The sequence below is a fragment of the Pseudomonas sp. ADAK18 genome, assembly GCF_012935695.1.
Taxonomy (GTDB): domain Bacteria; phylum Pseudomonadota; class Gammaproteobacteria; order Pseudomonadales; family Pseudomonadaceae; genus Aquipseudomonas.
Map to the genome: position 1 here is coordinate 423,289 of NZ_CP052859.1, position 16,635 is coordinate 439,923.

At 60.2% G+C, this 16,635-nt stretch carries 7 protein-coding genes; 4 read left to right on the plus strand and 3 right to left on the minus strand.

From position 1 onward, the window contains the following. Window positions 1–73: 73 nt before the first annotated feature. Together ptsP and HKK55_RS01930 are read left to right on the plus strand one after the other, a co-directional pair. On the plus strand, window positions 74–2,608 hold the full coding sequence (gene ptsP / locus HKK55_RS01925; RefSeq protein WP_169353110.1) for a phosphoenolpyruvate--protein phosphotransferase: 2,535 nt from the start codon (window positions 74–76) through the stop codon (window positions 2,606–2,608). A gap of 2 nt (window positions 2,609–2,610) precedes the next feature. Further along, the gene (locus HKK55_RS01930; RefSeq protein ID WP_169353111.1) at window positions 2,611–2,892 is read left to right on the plus strand and encodes a PTS transporter subunit EIIB; all 282 of its coding nucleotides are present in this window, start codon (window positions 2,611–2,613) and stop codon (window positions 2,890–2,892) included. A 93-nt stretch (window positions 2,893–2,985) separates the two neighbouring features. On the opposite strand, the gene mltF is transcribed toward HKK55_RS01930, so the two are convergent. Then, the gene (gene mltF, locus HKK55_RS01935; RefSeq protein WP_169353112.1) at window positions 2,986–4,446 is read right to left on the minus strand and encodes a membrane-bound lytic murein transglycosylase MltF; all 1,461 of its coding nucleotides are present in this window, start codon (window positions 4,444–4,446) and stop codon (window positions 2,986–2,988) included. Window positions 4,447–4,732: 286 nt separating this feature from the next. Between mltF and purL the strand changes: the two genes are divergently transcribed. Together purL and HKK55_RS01945 are read left to right on the plus strand one after the other, a co-directional pair. Continuing rightward, the gene (gene purL / locus HKK55_RS01940; RefSeq protein ID WP_169353113.1) at window positions 4,733–8,629 is read left to right on the plus strand and encodes a phosphoribosylformylglycinamidine synthase; all 3,897 of its coding nucleotides are present in this window, start codon (window positions 4,733–4,735) and stop codon (window positions 8,627–8,629) included. 4 nt (window positions 8,630–8,633) lie between these two features. Continuing rightward, window positions 8,634–8,945 carry an NGG1p interacting factor NIF3 gene (locus HKK55_RS01945; protein ID WP_169353114.1) on the plus strand — a complete coding sequence of 104 codons (312 nt, stop codon included), beginning with the start codon at window positions 8,634–8,636 and terminating at the stop codon, window positions 8,943–8,945. A gap of 140 nt (window positions 8,946–9,085) precedes the next feature. Here the strand turns inward: HKK55_RS01945 and HKK55_RS01950 are convergent, their stop codons facing one another. Together HKK55_RS01950 and nagE are read right to left on the minus strand one after the other, a co-directional pair. Then, window positions 9,086–14,824, minus strand: coding sequence for a membrane-targeted effector domain-containing toxin (locus tag HKK55_RS01950; protein WP_169353115.1), 5,739 nt, complete (start codon window positions 14,822–14,824; stop codon window positions 9,086–9,088). 81 nt (window positions 14,825–14,905) lie between these two features. Beyond that, a complete protein-coding gene (gene nagE / locus HKK55_RS01955) occupies window positions 14,906–16,612 on the minus strand; it encodes an N-acetylglucosamine-specific PTS transporter subunit IIBC (RefSeq protein ID WP_169353116.1) in 1,707 nt (568 codons plus the stop codon). Between the last annotated feature and the right edge of the window lie 23 nt (window positions 16,613–16,635).

The window sequence follows — 16,635 nt, forward strand, 5'->3', positions numbered from 1 at the left end:
GCAAGCCAGCTTCCACATTGGATCTCCATCGTTTGCTCGATGATTTTTACAGAACAAAACAGCAGGTGAAGTCATGACCACAACCCAACCCCTGGAACTGCTGGCGCCCTTGTCCGGTGTGCTGTTGCCCTTGGACCAGGTGCCCGATCCGGTGTTTTCCAGTCGGCTGATTGGCGATGGCCTGTGTATCGACCCGACGTCGCAGACCCTCTGTGCGCCCTTGGCCGGGGTGATCAGCAATATCCAGGACAGTGGCCATGCGGTGAGTGTCACCGGCGACAACGGCGTCCAAGTGTTGATGCACATCGGCCTGGACACTGTGAACCTGGCCGGCAAAGGCTTTACCCGGCTGGTCGAGGAGGGCCAGCGGGTGGAGGCTGGTCAGCCGCTGATCGAATTTGATGCCGACTTTGTCGCGCTCCACGCTCGCAGTTTGCTGACCCTGATGTTGGTGGTCAGTGGCGAACCGTTTGTGCTGCTGACTTCGGGCACCGGGGTGGTCGATGTGGGGCAAGCGTTGCTGCGGGTGACGCCTGAGACCAGTGCTGATGAGGTGGCGGACGAAGAGGGCGATGCGCTGTTTTCCAAACCCCTGACACTGCCCAATGCCAATGGCTTGCATGCCCGGCCGGCGGCAGTGTTTGCCCAGGCGGCGAAAGGCTTCAAGGCGAGTATTTATCTACACAAACAAACCCAGAGCGCCAATGCCAAGTCGCTGGTGGCGATCATGGCATTGCAGACGGTGCAGGGCGATACCTTGCAAGTGAGCGCGGCGGGGGATGATGCAGAGGCAGCGATCAAGGCGTTGGTGACGTTGCTGGCCGAAGGGTGCGGCGAGACCGTGGTGGCTGCGCCTGTCGAGACCCCCGAACCGGTCGCGCCGGCTTCATCGCCGAGCCTGCTGCGGGGCGTGTGTGCGTCGCCGGGTTCGGCGTTTGGCCAAGTGGTGCAGGTGGCCGAACCGGAACTGGACATCACTGAAGCGGGTGCCGGTGAAGCCGTCGAGCGCGTTGCGCTGGTGAGCGGTCTGCTGCAGGCAACCGAGGCCCTGCAAGCGTTGCAGGCCAAGGCTGTCGGCAGCGCCCAGGCGGAGATTTTCCGTGCTCATCAAGAGTTGCTGGAAGACCCGACGTTGCTGGACCAGGCCCACGCGCTGTTGGCTCAGGGCAAGAGCGCCGCATTCGCCTGGAACAGCGCCACGGCGGCCACTGCCATGCTGTTCCAGGGCTTGGGCAGTGCGCTGCTTGCCGAGCGTGCCGCCGACTTGGCAGACGTCGGCCAGCGGGTGCTGAAGCTGATCCTCGGTGTCAAGGACAGCGCCTGGGATTTGCCGGAGCAAGCGATCCTCATCGCCGAACAACTGACCCCTTCGCAAACCGCCAGTCTCGATAGCCGCAAGGTGTTGGGTTTTGTCACGGTGGGTGGTGGCGCTACCAGCCATGTCGCGATTCTCGCCCGTGCCCTTGGCCTGCCGGCTATCTGCGGCGTACCGATGCAAGTGCTGGCGTTGGCCAACGGCAGCCAGGTACTGCTGGATGCCGACAAGGGTGAATTGCACCTGGACCCGGATTTGGCCGAGATCGAGCAATTGCAGGCCTCCCGCCAACGGCAAGTGCTGCGCCGTCAGCGTGAAGTAGAGCAGGCCTCTCTGGCCGCCACCACGCGTGACGGTCATCACGTGGAAGTGACGGCCAACGTTGCCTCGCTGCAAGAGGTCGAGCAATCGCTGTCCCTGGGCGGTGAAGGCGTGGGCCTGCTGCGTTCGGAGTTCCTCTACCTGGATCGCAACCGCGCGCCGAGCCCCGAAGAACAGGCGGGCACTTATAGCGCCATCGCCCGGGCGCTGGGGCCGGATCGCAATCTGGTGGTACGCACCCTGGACGTCGGTGGCGACAAGCCGTTGGCCTATGTGCCGATGGACAGTGAAACCAACCCATTCCTCGGGCTGCGCGGGATTCGTTTGTGCCTGGAACGTCCTGAACTGTTGCGCGAACAGTTCCGGGCGATCCTCGCCTGCGCGGGCCTGACTCGCCTGCATATCATGTTGCCGATGGTCAGTCTGCTGTCGGAATTGCGCCTGGCCCGCAAGATTCTGCAAGAGGAGGCACAGGCCCTGGGACTTACGGAACTGCCGAAACTGGGGATCATGATCGAGGTGCCCTCGGCGGCCTTGATGGCGGATCTGTTTGCACCGGAGGTGGATTTCTTCTCTATCGGTACCAACGACCTGACCCAATACACCCTGGCCATGGACCGTGACCACCCGCGTCTGGCCAGCCAGGCTGACAGCTTTCATCCGGCGGTGCTGCGCCTGATCGCCAGCACGGTCAAGGCGGCCCATGCCCATGGCAAGTGGGTCGGCGTCTGCGGCGCCCTGGCTTCGGAGGCGCTGGCAGTGCCAATGTTGATCGGGCTGGGGGTGGATGAGTTGTCGGTCAGTGTGCCGCTGATCCCGACCATCAAGGCCACCGTGCGTGAGCTGAACCTGGCGGACTGCCAGTTGATCGCCCGCCAAGTGCTGGGCCTGGAAGAAGCCGCGCAGGTACGCGAGGCCTTGCGCCTGTACCACGCGGCGACCGTCGAAACCTCTTTGGTTGTGGAGAACTGAGCATGTTCGAGAAATTGCAGCAGGCGTTCTGGAAGGCCCTGACGCCGGACTTGATTGCCGAGACGGTTGCCGTGTCGACGGGTGAAGCACCACTGGCGCCGGGGGTGTTGAGTGCGCTGGGTGGTGCGGGCAACCTCAAGTCGCAACAACGGGTGGCATTGACTCGGGTGCGGGTGCAATTGCACGAGCCGGGGCGATTGGATGCGGTGGCGCTACGCGCGGCGGGTGTGCCGGGAGTGATGGTGCTGACGGGTGGGGTGGTGCACCTGATCACCGGACTTTAAAGGCGAGAGCGTTCTTGTGGCGATCCGGCAAGCCCCCTCGCCACAAGAGCCCGGCTCCCGCATGGGTATTGCAGTGTTTGGGAAATCGGTGAGTTACAACTGTGGGGTTTCTTCGGTGGGCTTGGTCTTGTCCACGCCCGGCACATGCAGATTGCCTTCCACCACCTGGTTGCCTTCCAACTGCGGCTGGGTCACCCAGGTCAGGATGTCGTAGTAGCGCCGGATGTTCGCCACAAAATGTACCGGCTCACCGCCTCGGGCATAGCCGTAGCGGGTCTTGCTGTACCACTGCTTCTGCGACAGACGCGGCAGCATTTTCTTCACGTCCAGCCACTTGTTCGGGTTCAGCCCTTCTTTTGCGGCCAGCTTGCGGGCGTCATCCAGGTGACCGGTGCCGACGTTGTAGGCGGCGAGGGCGAACCAGGTGCGATCCGGCTCGGCAATCTTGTCGTCCAGCTCATCCTTGATCCTGGCCAGGTACTTGGCGCCGCCCATGATGCTCTGTTTGGCATCCAGGCGGTTGGACACGCCCATGGCCTGGGCGGTGTTCTGGGTCAGCATCATCAGGCCGCGTACGCCGGTCTTGGAGGTGACAGCCGGTTGCCATAGGGACTCCTGGTAACCAATGGCTGCCAACAGTCGCCAATCGACCTTTTCTTCCTTGGCGTAGGTCTTGAAGTGCTTTTCGTATTTTGGCAGGCGCTGTTGCAGATGCTGGGCGAAGGTATAGGCGCCGACATAGCCGAGTACATCGACGTGCCCGTAATAGCGATCTTTCAGACGCTGCAAGGTGCCGTTCTTTTCAACCTTGTCGAGGTAACTGTTGACCTCATTGAGCAGGCTGTTGTCTTCACCCAACGCCACTGCCCAGCTCTGGTTGCTGGCGTCTCCGAGGTCAAAGGCGACCCGCACGTTGGGAAAGTACACCTGGTTCATCGCCACTTCGTTGGAGTCCACCAACGTCAGGTCGATTTGCCCTTCGTCGACCATGCGCAGCAGGTCGACCACCTCAACGGCGTCGGACTCTTCATATTCAATCGCGGGAAATTGCTTTTTCAGCGCAGCCAATTGCTCGGCGTGGGTACTGCCCTTGAGCACCATGATCTTCTTGCCCACCAGGTCCGCCGCCGTGGTGGGGCGAGACTGGCCGTTGCGATAGATGATCTGTGGAGTGACTTCCAGGTAAGGATGGGAGAATCGCACCTGCTGGCGGCGTTGCTCGCTGCTGACCAAGCCGGCAGCGGCCAGTACCGGGCCATTGGGTTTACCCACCTGCGCGAACAGGTCGTCAAGGTTGTCGGCGGTCTCGATCTCCAGTTTCACGCCCAGATCGTCGGCAAAGCGTTTGACCAGTTCGTATTCGAAACCGGTTTCGCCGTTGCGGTCCTGGAAATAGGTGGCCGGGCTGTTTCGGGTGACCACCCGCAATACGCCATCCTCCTTGATTCGCTCGAGCGTGCTGGGTTTATCAACACAGGCGCTGAGCATCAGGAAGAGTCCGGTGACGATGAGCCATTTGGCGCATCGCGGGCGCAAAGCAGTTGGGGAAAACATCTGCGCAGTATACGCAAAGGACCCTCGGCGCCATATCTCGACAGCATGGGACTTGTCTGCTAGCACCCCGTAAGCCGGGCTGAAGGCCGCAGAAACGGGGCTTGGCGCGCCATTGTGACGGTTAAAATAACTGCCGCGAATGATCCTGATGGCCCGCTGGTACGGTGCAATTTATGCCAACTGACGTCCGGCAACGGCCACTGGTGCCGTTTCGGGTGCCGTTGGCGGCGGTTTACGCTAGAATGCACGGCCTCAAAGCACACCCCTTCCCGAGGCTGTCCCGAAGATGTTGATCCTGCGCGGCGCTCCTGCCCTTTCTGCCTTTCGCCACAGCAAACTCCTTGAGCAACTGAGCCAGAAAGTCCCGGCTGTCAGTGGCTTATATGCCGAATTTGCTCACTTCGCCGACGTTACCGGCGTTTTGACTTCCGACGAACAGCAAGTGCTGGCGCGCCTTCTGAAGTACGGTCCCAGCGTCCCAGTCCAAGAGCCTAGCGGCCGCTTGTTCCTGGTTCTGCCACGGTTCGGCACCATCTCGCCCTGGTCGAGCAAGGCCAGTGACATCGCCCGCAACTGCGGCCTGGAAAAAATCCAGCGCCTGGAACGCGGGATCGCCTTCTACGTCGCGGGCCAGTTCAGCGATGCCGAGGCCGAGCTGATCGCCAGCAGCCTGCACGATCGCATGACCCAGATCATCGTTGGCCAGCTGGAACAGGCCGCCGGTCTGTTCAGCCATGCCGAGCCCAAGCCGCTGACCGCGATTGACGTGCTCGGCGGTGGTCGCGCCGCCCTGGAAAAAGCCAACACCGAACTGGGCCTGGCCTTGGCCGAAGACGAAATTGACTACCTGGTCAACGCCTTCATCGGTCTCAAGCGCAACCCGCACGACATCGAACTGATGATGTTCGCCCAGGCCAACTCCGAGCACTGCCGTCACAAGATATTCAACGCCAGTTGGGATATCGACGGCCAGAGCCAGGAAAAAAGCCTGTTTGGCATGATCAAGAACACTTACGTGATGCACAGCGAAGGCGTTCTGTCGGCTTATAAAGACAACGCCTCGGTGATCGTCGGCAGCATTGCCGGTCGTTTCTTCCCGGACCCTGAAACCCGCCAGTACGGCGCGGTGCAGGAGCCGGTGCACATCCTGATGAAAGTCGAGACCCACAACCACCCGACCGCAATTGCCCCGTTCCCGGGTGCAGCTACCGGTTCCGGCGGCGAGATTCGCGACGAAGGTGCAACCGGCCGTGGCGCCAAGCCAAAGGCTGGCCTCACCGGTTTCACCGTCTCCAACTTGCAGATCCCGGGCTTCGAACAGCCGTGGGAAGTGCCGTACGGCAAGCCTGAGCGCATCGTCACCGCGCTGGACATCATGATCGAAGGCCCGCTGGGCGGCGCTGCGTTCAACAACGAATTTGGTCGTCCGGCCCTGACCGGCTACTTCCGTACGTTCGAGCAGTCCATCACCACCCCGCATGGCGATGAAGTGCGCGGTTACCACAAGCCGATCATGCTGGCTGGCGGTATGGGCAACATCCGTGAAGATCACGTCCAGAAGGGCGAGATCCTCGTCGGCTCCAAGCTGATCGTCCTCGGCGGCCCGGCGATGCTGATCGGCCTGGGCGGCGGCGCAGCTTCCTCGATGGCCACCGGTACCAGCTCGGCAGACCTGGACTTCGCTTCCGTTCAGCGTGAAAACCCTGAAATGGAACGCCGTTGCCAGGAAGTCATCGACCGTTGCTGGCAGTTGGGTGACAAGAACCCGATCAGCTTCATCCATGACGTCGGCGCGGGCGGTTTGTCCAACGCCTTCCCGGAGCTGGTCAACGATGGCGAGCGTGGCGGCCGTTTCGAACTGCGCAACATTCCAAACGACGAGCCGGGCATGGCCCCGCACGAGATCTGGAGCAACGAATCCCAGGAGCGCTACGTGTTGGCGGTCGGCCCTGCCGACTTCGAACGCTTCCAGGCGATCTGCGAGCGCGAGCGCTGCCCGTTTGCCGTCGTTGGCGAAGCCACTGCCGAGCCGCAACTGACGGTCACCGACAGCCACTTCGGCAACAGCCCAGTGGACATGCCGCTGGAAGTGCTGCTGGGCAAAGCCCCGCGCATGCACCGTTCGGCCGTGCGTGAAGCCGAACTGGGCGACGATTTCGATCCGTCCACGCTGGCCATCGCCGATTGTGTGGAGCGCGTTCTGCACCACCCAGCCGTTGCCAGCAAAAGCTTCCTGATCACCATTGGCGACCGCACCATTACCGGTCTGGTTGCCCGCGATCAAATGGTTGGCCCGTGGCAGGTTCCGGTGGCTGACGTTGCCGTCACCGCCACCAGCTTCGACGTCTACACCGGTGAAGCTATGGCCATGGGCGAGCGCACACCGCTGGCCCTGCTGGACGCTCCGGCGTCGGGCCGCATGGCTATCGGTGAAACCCTGACCAACATCGCCGCTTCGCGCATTGGCAAGATCTCCGACATTAAACTGTCGGCCAACTGGATGTCCGCTGCCGGTCACCCAGGTGAAGATGCGCGTCTGTACGACACCGTGAAAGCCGTCGGTATGGAGCTGTGCCCTGAGCTGGGCATCACCATTCCGGTGGGCAAGGACTCCATGTCCATGGCCACGCGCTGGAACGATGAAGGCGTGGACAAGAGCGTCACCTCGCCGCTGTCGCTGATCGTCACCGGCTTTGCGCCAGTCACCGACATCCGCCAGACCCTGACCCCGCAACTGCGCATGGACAAGGGCACCACCGACCTGATCCTGATCGACCTCGGTCGTGGCCAGAACCGCATGGGCGCCTCGATCCTCGCCCAGGTGCACGGCAAACTCGGCCAGCACGCTCCGGACGTCGACGACGCCGAAGACCTGAAAGCCTTCTTCGCCGTGATCCAGGGCCTGAATGCCGACGGTCATCTGCTGGCTTACCACGACCGTTCCGACGGTGGCTTGCTGACCAGCGTGGTCGAGATGGCCTTCGCCGGTCACTGCGGCCTGAGCCTGAACCTCGACGGCCTGGCGGAAACCTCCGCCGATATCGCCGCGATCCTCTTCAACGAGGAGTTGGGTGCGGTGATCCAGGTTCGCCAGGACGCCACCCCAGACGTGCTTGCACAGTTCAGCGCTGCTGGCCTGGGCGACTGTGTGTCCGTGGTTGGCCAGCCGATCAACAACGGCGAAATCAACATCGTCTTCAACGGCGAAACCGTGTTTGAAGGCCAGCGCCGTCTGCTGCAACGCCAGTGGGCAGAAACCAGCTACCAGATCCAGCGCCTGCGGGACAACGTCGACTGCGCCGAGCAGGAGTTCGACGTGATCCTGGAAGAAGACAACCCGGGCCTGAGCACCAAGCTCAGCTTCGACGTCAACCAGGACATCGCCGCGCCGTACATCAAGAAAGGCATCCGCCCACAAGTTGCCGTACTGCGTGAGCAGGGCGTCAACGGCCAGGTGGAAATGGCGGCCGCGTTCGACCGTGCCGGCTTCAATGCGATCGACGTGCACATGAGCGATATCCTCGCCGGTCGCGTTGACCTCAACGAGTTCAAAGGCCTCGTAGCCTGCGGTGGTTTCTCCTACGGCGACGTGCTGGGTGCCGGTGAAGGCTGGGCCAAGTCGGCCCTGTTCAACAGCCGTGCCCGCGATGCGTTCCAGGGTTTCTTCGAGCGCAACGACAGCTTCACCCTGGGTGTGTGCAACGGTTGCCAGATGATGTCCAACCTCAGCGAACTGATCCCGGGCAGCGAGTTCTGGCCGCACTTCGTGCGTAACCGTTCCGAGCAGTTCGAAGCCCGTGTTGCGATGGTTCAGGTGCAGGAGTCCAACTCGATCTTCCTGCAGGGCATGGCCGGTTCGCGTATGCCAATCGCCATTGCTCACGGTGAAGGCCATGCGGAATTCTCCAGCGAAGAAGCCTTGCTGGAAGCTGACCTGTCCGGTTGCGTGGCGATGCGTTTCGTCGACAACCACGGCAAGGTCACCGAGAGCTACCCGGCCAACCCGAACGGCTCGCCGCGCGGGATCACCGGGCTGACCAGCCGCGACGGTCGCGTCACCATCATGATGCCGCACCCGGAGCGTGTATTCCGCGCCGTGCAGAACTCGTGGCGCCCGGAAGAGTGGAACGAAGACGGCGCGTGGATGCGCATGTTCCGTAACGCTCGCGTGTGGGTGAACTAAGGCGGTGTACAAGCTCAGCTTCTTTGTGCCCGACAGCCATGTGGAGACGGTGAAAGCCGCCGTCTTCGCAGCCGGTGGCGGGCGCATCGGCACCTACGACAGCTGCGCCTGGCAAGTGCTGGGCCGAGGCCAATTCCGGCCGATGGATGGCAGTCAGCCGTTTATCGGCCAGATCGGGCAGGTTGAAGTGGTCGAGGAATGGAAAGTTGAGCTGGTGGTGGCGAATGAGTTGATCGTGGCGGTAGTGGCTGCGTTGAAGCTCAGTCATCCCTATGAGACACCGGCGTATGAGGTATGGCAGTTGGCGGATTTCTGATCCGTTCGTTGTTGAAAAAAAGCCGCTGATCGTTACCGATTCAGCGGCTTTTTTACGTGGGTTTTCGTTGTCTGACGGTGGGATACCCTGTAATCATTTCCTCGCACGGTATGAGCGCTATCGCACCCGCAGGCTGCGCTTTATGGCGCCGGTGTCAGGCGTACTTTCGCTTTAAGCATGTCAATCAGCATTGACTGATATTCGAAGTACTGTTCTTTCATGTCCCAGCGATCAATAAAAAACAACCCTTTATCGTTCACTTGAATGGGTGTGGACTCGATTTTTCCAGTACTGGAGTAGTGCACCAGGTTGGTCTCGATGGCCGAAGGGCGTTCGATCAGGAAGTGCCCGGGAACTTTTAATCTTGACCTGTCGATAGAGATAATGGGAGCAGGTGCCCGGTTTCCGGCGATGGCCTCCTCCAGTTTGAAATCGCTGCGCAGCGCGGGCCATCCCGTTTCTTCAATCACTGTTTCCCAGGCGGCACGGTGAATTTTTCTGCCCAACCCTGGGGCAACATCCCTGACCTCAAGGCTGACTGTCCCCAGTATTTCTGCTAGCCCTGGTACCCCCACGTGGTAATTGCCGTGGGCGTTGCCGACGAAGGCGATCCATTTATGAGGCCCTTGCGCGGCTTGGTCGGCTTGTATGACGCGCGAGGCAAAGTAGTTGAACATCTTGGTCCTGGCCTCATATTTGGCGCCTACGCCTTTGAGGTTATAGCTGGCGGTACAGTCGAGGGCTTTGACACGGATGCCGTATTTGCTGGCGGCTTGGTAGACCTCTGAGTAGGTGTTACTGCCGCCGTAATGGAGGGGCATGTGGCCTCTGTCCTGGCTTTTCAGGTATCTCTTGAGTTTGTCTGGAAGCCTCTGGGTTTTATGGAACACGTCCAGTTCAGCTTGATGCAGATCGGTACACAGATGTTCGACATAGAGCGTCTTGAAGCCCAACTTCTGGATTTCTTTCATATCAGTTATCAGTAGTTTCTTGCTCGACTGCGCAGAGTGGGACTCGCCCAATACAAGTCCTGGCAAGTTGCTGTCACTGATCTCTTTTAGAAAGGATTCAGGTGTGGTGCTTTCCGTTATCGTAGGCAGTGCTGGGCGAGAAGGGGGTGTGTAGTCGGTAAAGAAACGTTCAGCCTTGTCTTGCAGCCTGGTTCGCGCATTGGCGAATACAGAGAGCGCTTTACGACTGTCCTCATTGCGATAACTGTAAATGGGGTTCAGGCCATTTGGGGTGTAGTACTGGCGATCAATCTCATCCCTCATTGAGATGGGAATATCAAATTCGTTGACACTGTGTGCAGCGGTCGCAACTTCAGCCGCTGGTTCGACTTGCCTGGCGCCAGCGATCGGCTCGGGTACTTTGTAGGATGTTTCCAGCGTTATGCGATAGTCGCCCTTGGCCAGCGCATCACCGGTTATCGCGCCGGCCGTGTCTGTCCAGAGGCCTATAGGCTGGTTCGGACCGACATCTTCAATACGCACAGCGATCGTATTCTTTTGCAGATCGGCAAGGCCTGGTATCTCGTTGAACGTGCGCATTCTGGATTGATCCACCAAGGCGATCCAGCGCCCGTCGGGCTCGGTTTTGGCGTCGATCTCAATGACCTTGTGGGAATAGAAGTTCCTGACTGCATTGTCCCGCGGGATCGTCACCGGAGCGTCGTTGAATTGCAGGACATCGTCCAGGTGATAGGACGTGGATGCATCCAGCGCGTTGATCTTCATTTTCTTTTCTTGAGCCGTGCGTACCAGGGCACGGTAGGAGTACTCGGCGTTCTCGGCAAAACCCATTGCTTGATCGATGCTTCTTAAATGCTCCGCGATGTGTTGCCAGGTTCCATTTTGGTTGAGTTTTTTCAGTTTTGGACGGAACACGTCGATGGGCAGGTATTCCACATACAGTCGCTTGAAGCCTTTCTTGACCAGGGTGTCCATTTCCATGATCAGCAGCTGTTTACTGGCGATGGAACCCGGTACCGCGCCGATGACCAGGTTCTTATCTCCGGCAAAAACGTCGCTGTCGAGCAACTGCTTGAAGGTAGTGCTGGCCTCAATGGTGGGGGCCTCGGTGCGGGCGGGCAGCGGGGGAAGGTTCTTGAAAAAGTCCTGGGCATCCTTCTCCAGGAGTTGGGTTTTTTTCAAGTAGGCTTCGTGAAGATCATTCACATCGAGAGCTGCACTTCTTCGCGCTTGTTCCTGCGTGATGGTCAACCACTCTTTGTTTTCCAGTATGGAGGCGCGTTTCTTGGGATTGAGGATGATTTCAAGTTCAACCACGTAGTTTTCCGGTACCTCATATTGTTTCAACGGCTGAGGCGTATCGGGCAATTTTTCATACTTCGGCGCGCCTCCGACGACGCCGGTACGGCGCCAGACGCCTTGCGCATCGGGTGCGGCCACGCGGGTGGTGGAGACCATCCTGCCGCTGACTGGGTCAAGCCGATACAGCAAATAGCGACCGATGGCGTCTGGCGTATTTTTCGCCCAAAGGACCTCTCCCGCGAACAGCACCGCTTGCATGCCCGCAGGCGCAGGCGACGTTGGCTCCAGTGGGCGGATCAGCTTAATGGCCTCACTCGACGCTGCGCTTACCGGGGCTCGGTGCAGGACAGGTTTTGCCAGCTGTTTAAGCGAGAACAACGCCGGTCGCAGGTCGGTGAACGCTGCCCCGGCGCTGTTGAGCACGTAGCCGATCAAATGCTCCAGGGCGGCACCGGTATCGCCTTGATGATAAGCGTGCAAGGCCAGCATGCCGTCCTTGAACGCCAATAACATACCGAGGCTCAGGCTAAGGGTTGGAAACGGCGCAGTGGCAATCGCAGTGACCCATTCCACGCAGGACCACAGGATGCCGGTGATCATTTGGCTGCGATTGGCGGTGGTCCCTTCAACGTCGTCGATCTTGCGCTGCTGCTTCATGTCGTACAGCGCGTGGCGCAGATCAAGAAGCGGTACTTTCGAGCGGGTCGAGTCATAGCGTGCCGGGCTGACGTCGGTTTTATTCAGATCCTCGGGCAGTTGGCGCTTGGCATCCTCCAGGAAGGCCCGCACCCTGGCCTGGGACTGAGCACCCACCCGGGTCGTGAGGTAACCGACCATGCCGGGATTTTTTTTCAGCAGATAATTGAATTGCTGTGCCTCGCGAAAGCTGATGCCATCCGGGGCGTCGGGGGTGTACAGCAAGGTTGGGTAGCTGGCGTGGCTGAAAAGGAAGTTGCCGATGACCCAGTCTCCGTCCACCAGCAGGCGGTGGATGGCGTAGGTGCCGCGGGTATCGCTGGAGGTGTCGCCCATGCTGGCGATGCTGCGCTCCAGCCACTGCCAATCGACCCCGGCAAGATGCCCTTGCAGGCGGCATTCCAGGGCCGCGCTCTGCATCTGGCGCTGGGTGATGCTCAGCGTTGCATTGCGTCGCAGATCATAGTCTGCGCTGCCGGTGTTCAGCAGCCTGGTCTTGACCTCGTTGATATAGCGTTGGCCGATCCACACACCGGTGACCGAGCGTGCGACCTTTTCAGCGGTCAGCAGGCTCAGGTCCACGTCTTTCGGGCCCTTGAAACGTGCGGATCGGGAGAACTTCTCGTCGAGGAAGCCCACACCGTCGGTGTAGCCGTCGCGGTACAGTTGGGTGTAGGTCAGCGGCGGCGAGGTCAACGAACCGATCAAGGCCGGTGGTGAGAGGGCCCATACGGTGTCGGGGTCGACATCGTTCTGGCGGCGTCCCAGCAGTTCGTTCAAGCGCTTTTTCGCCTGTTCATGTAGGTAACGGGTGAAGCTGGGAAAGCGCGCGTCAGACAACGGATACTCGCTGTAGGCATGCAGGGCACCGTCGGTATCTTCGGCGAGCTTCAACAGTGTCTGACGGTTCTCGGTACTGGTGGAGCGATACCAGTTCGGAGTGCTGAACTCGTAGTCGTCGACACGGGTAGCCAGCACATGGGCCGACATGGCCTTGAGGCAATCGGCATGGCTGCCACTATTGCCAAAACGGATCTCTTTGTTTTCCTGGGTGTGAAACTTGAAGCTTAGGCCGTTCAACACCTGCTTCATTGCGCCGCGAAAACGCAGGGCGATCCGCTTGATCAGGTAGTCGGTCAGCGTGCCAATGGGATTTTTCGTACCGTTGTCCAGGCTCCAGCCGAGGATATGGTTCTGGCAGGCGATTTCGCTGTTGAATGCCTGAAATTGCTGTTCCCGGGGCGCCTCGGGCGTACACAGCAACAGGCGGATGACCTTGCCGCTGGCATCACTCTGGCGCAGTACCCACAGGTCCTGTAACTGAGCGGCATGCAGCGACAGGGTCGCGGCACTCAGGTGGGCGTCGGTACCTAGGCGCAGGCGCTGCACCAACTGGAAGTCGCCTTCGCTGAGGTGGCCTTGCAACACTGCGGCATAAGCCAGCGCGTTGATCCGCTGATCGAGCATCTGTTCGATAGCGCGGCTGAGGGCTGGCTTTTCATGCATCTGATTTTGCAGTTCGGCAAAGTCGAGACGCGGTTGCAGAGTGGCCAGCTGTTGCGCCAGCCAGGCTGGTGTGAGGTCTTGATAGACCTCGGGCAGTGGCGCGCCTTTGTAGGTGAGGGTGGTTTTTGTCAGGAAGTCCGATCCGGGCCGTTCATCACCCGCTTGCGGGCCGCGCAGAGCCAGGTCGACCAGGTTGTGCTCGTGTTCGTACTCGCCAATGGGGTCGACGTAGCGGCGAGTGTTGATCACCAGGTGTTCCGGCGCCAGGTCGTGGATAGACAGGTCATCGCTCAAGCGTTCAAGCAGTTGATAGCGGGCCAGGGTTTCAGGCGTGGTAACCGGGCCCAGCAGATCGAGCAAATTCTGACGAGCCTCGTTGTAGCCACCCAGATGTTCGGCCAGCGTGGCTCGTCGAGCGTCGCTGGCGCTGCGGTACCAGTCCGGGGCGCTGTTGCGCAGGTGGCGTTCCAGCAGGCGTTGGGCTCGCCACTCCAGGCGTGCGGTGATGTCTGGCAGGGAGGCAACAATGGCACGGTCCAGGGCGTCGATCAGTTGCGTGGCCTGTTGCTCCGGGTTGTCCACAAGGCTCAAGGCACGGTTGATGTCTTGGGTGCGTTTGTCGATCAGGGCGTTGTAGGTGTGCTCGAACAGCGGCTTGTCGTCGATGGGAGAGAGTTTCAGGGGCCAGATCGCGCCGGGTGTCACATCACGGAAACGCGCCGGCAGCAGTTGCATGAAGTTGCGCCATTGCGCGTCGTCACCCATCCCTTGCAGTAAATGCGTATTCAGTTGAGCCAGTGAACCAAAGGATTCAATGCCGCGTGAGGGAGTGAATAGCATCACTTCCCCGACTGCTGGCATGGACGTCAGGTCGGCTACGACCGGGTTGGACTTTTCTGTCAACACAAAGGCACCGGCCAGCTCGACGGTCTGTTCCTGATAACGGAAAGTCAGCGCGTAGAAGCCAGGACGTGAGGTGATGCCTTGCGGCACACGTTCGAGCATCGCCTGTTGCAGAGGGTGCAATAAACGGTCGTGGGCACTGAGCGCGTTTTCGTTCGCCAGAACGGTGAACCCGGCTTCAAAGGTCATGAAGGATTTGCGTGACTTGCCGTCGATCTGCTCATTGCGATCGAGCAGTTGAAGGTGAGCGTTCAGTGTGGTCTTGAGCGTCGCCAATTGGAGAGGCAAGTCGCTCTGTTTCAACCCTTGATAGAAGGCTCGGCCCTTTTCCAGGAATTGCTGTCGGTACTTGATCAGTATCCCGTTGAGCTTTTCCAGGTACGCCAGTTCGCCAGAGGGTTTCTGTTCGGGCAATAGCGGCCCTTCGACTTTGAGCAGGTGATGGCCGATCTGATTAAGATTGCCTTTGAGGCCTTCAAAGGCCTGGTGTGTTGTGCTCACAGGCACGCGCTCCATGCTGGGGATAAGAACCCTCAGCATGGCGAGCGGTGCCCTGGGCAGGGCGGTAGATAAGTAGCGGCGTCAGACCCCGGCGCGCACCGGGTCGCGGCTGGCTAGGGACTTGAGTGCGGCACTCAAACCTTGTGCCGAATCACCCACCAGCAAGTGCCAGATACCACCGTCGAGCTGGCTCACACCCTGGCAACCCAGGGCTTTGAGCTGCTGCTCCGACAGTGCCTGGTCATCGGCCAGTTGCAGGCGAATACGGGTCATGGCCACGCAATCCAATTGCAGCACATTGTTGCTGCCACCCAGGGCGTTCAGCCATTGCTGGGCGTCGGGCGTTGCGACGGCATGCTCCGGGGTTTTCGGGGCTGCGGCGATGGTGGGTGCGTTGCTGGCGGTCGGCATGGCCAGACGGATCTCGTCGGCAATGCTGTCAGCCATCGGCCCCACTACCACCTGCAAGCTGCCGCCGTTACCGGGGCGAACCACGGCCATCGCACCCAGCGCCTTGAGCTCTGCGTCCACGGCCTTGTTGCGGTCCACCATGTCCAGGCGCAAGCGAGTGGTGCAGGCGCCGACACTGAGCAGGTTGTCGGCACCGCCGAGGGCTCGAATGTAGGCTCCGGCGCGCTGGTTGTCGGTCATGGCTTCGGTCTGTACGACCTGGATGTCTTCACGGCCCGGCGTCTTCAGGTTGAAGCGGCGGATACAGAAATCAAATACGGTGTAGTAGACCACCGCATAGGCCAGTCCCACCGGTATCACCAGCCAGCCATTGGTGGATTTGCCCCAGCCGAGGACCATGTCGATGAAACCACCGGAGAAGGTAAAGCCCAGGTGAATGTTCAGCAGGTTGGTAATGGCCATCGACAGACCGGTCAGCAGCGCATGCAGCAGATACAGGAACGGTGCGAGGAACATGAAGGCAAATTCGATCGGCTCGGTCACCCCGGTCAGGAACGAAGTCAGGGCCATCGACAGGAAAATCCCGCCCATGATCTTGCGTCGTTCCGGCAGGGCGTTGCGGTACATCGCCAAGCAGGCGGCGGGCAGGCCGAATAACATTACCGGGAACATGCCGGTCATGAACTGGCCGCCTTTCGGGTCGCCGGCGAAGTAGCGGGTCAGGTCGCCGGTCACTACCGCGCCGGTCGCCGGATCAGTGAAGCTGCCGAATACAAACCAGGCCATGTTGTTGAGGATATGGTGCAGGCCGGTAACGATCAGCAAGCGGTTGAACACGCCAAAGACAAACGCGCCGAAGCTGCCGCTTTCCATCAGCAACACGCCGAAGCTGTTGATGCCATGCTGGATCGGCGGCCATATCAGCCCGAAGATCACCCCCAATCCCACCGCCGAGAATCCGGTGACAATCGGCACAAACCGTCGCCCGCCAAAAAACGCCAGGTATTCCGGCAGCTTGATGTCCTTGAAGCGGTTATACAGTGCGCCGGCCATCAGGCCGCTGGCGATCCCCGCGAGCATGCCCATGTTGATGCTGGCATCCATCACCTTGAGGGTGGAGATCATCACCAGGTAGCCAATGGCGCCGGCAAGCCCTGCGGTACCGTTGTTGTCCCGGGCAAAGCCCACGGCGATGCCGATGGCGAAGATCAGCGCCAGGTTGGCGAAGATCGCTTGCCCTGCGTCGTGCATCACCGCGATGTTCAAAAGGTCGGTGTCACCCAGTCGCAGCAGCAGGCCGGCAATCGGCAAGATGGCGATGGGTAGCATCAGCGCGCGGCCCAGGCGTTGCAGGCCTTCGATGAATAATTGGTACATGGCGAGTCTCCTTTTTTCTTGTT

What these genes read in the sequence shown, in the direction of transcription:
- ptsP (WP_169353110.1), top strand. Translation starts at nt 74, where the DNA reads ATGACCACAACCCAACCCCTGGAACTGCTGGCGCCCTTGTCCGGTGTG.
- HKK55_RS01930 (WP_169353111.1), top strand. Translation starts at nt 2,611, where the DNA reads ATGTTCGAGAAATTGCAGCAGGCGTTCTGGAAGGCCCTGACGCCGGAC.
- mltF (WP_169353112.1), bottom strand. Translation starts at nt 4,446, where the DNA reads ATGTTTTCCCCAACTGCTTTGCGCCCGCGATGCGCCAAATGGCTCATC.
- purL (WP_169353113.1), top strand. Translation starts at nt 4,733, where the DNA reads ATGTTGATCCTGCGCGGCGCTCCTGCCCTTTCTGCCTTTCGCCACAGC.
- nagE (WP_169353116.1), bottom strand. Translation starts at nt 16,612, where the DNA reads ATGTACCAATTATTCATCGAAGGCCTGCAACGCCTGGGCCGCGCGCTG.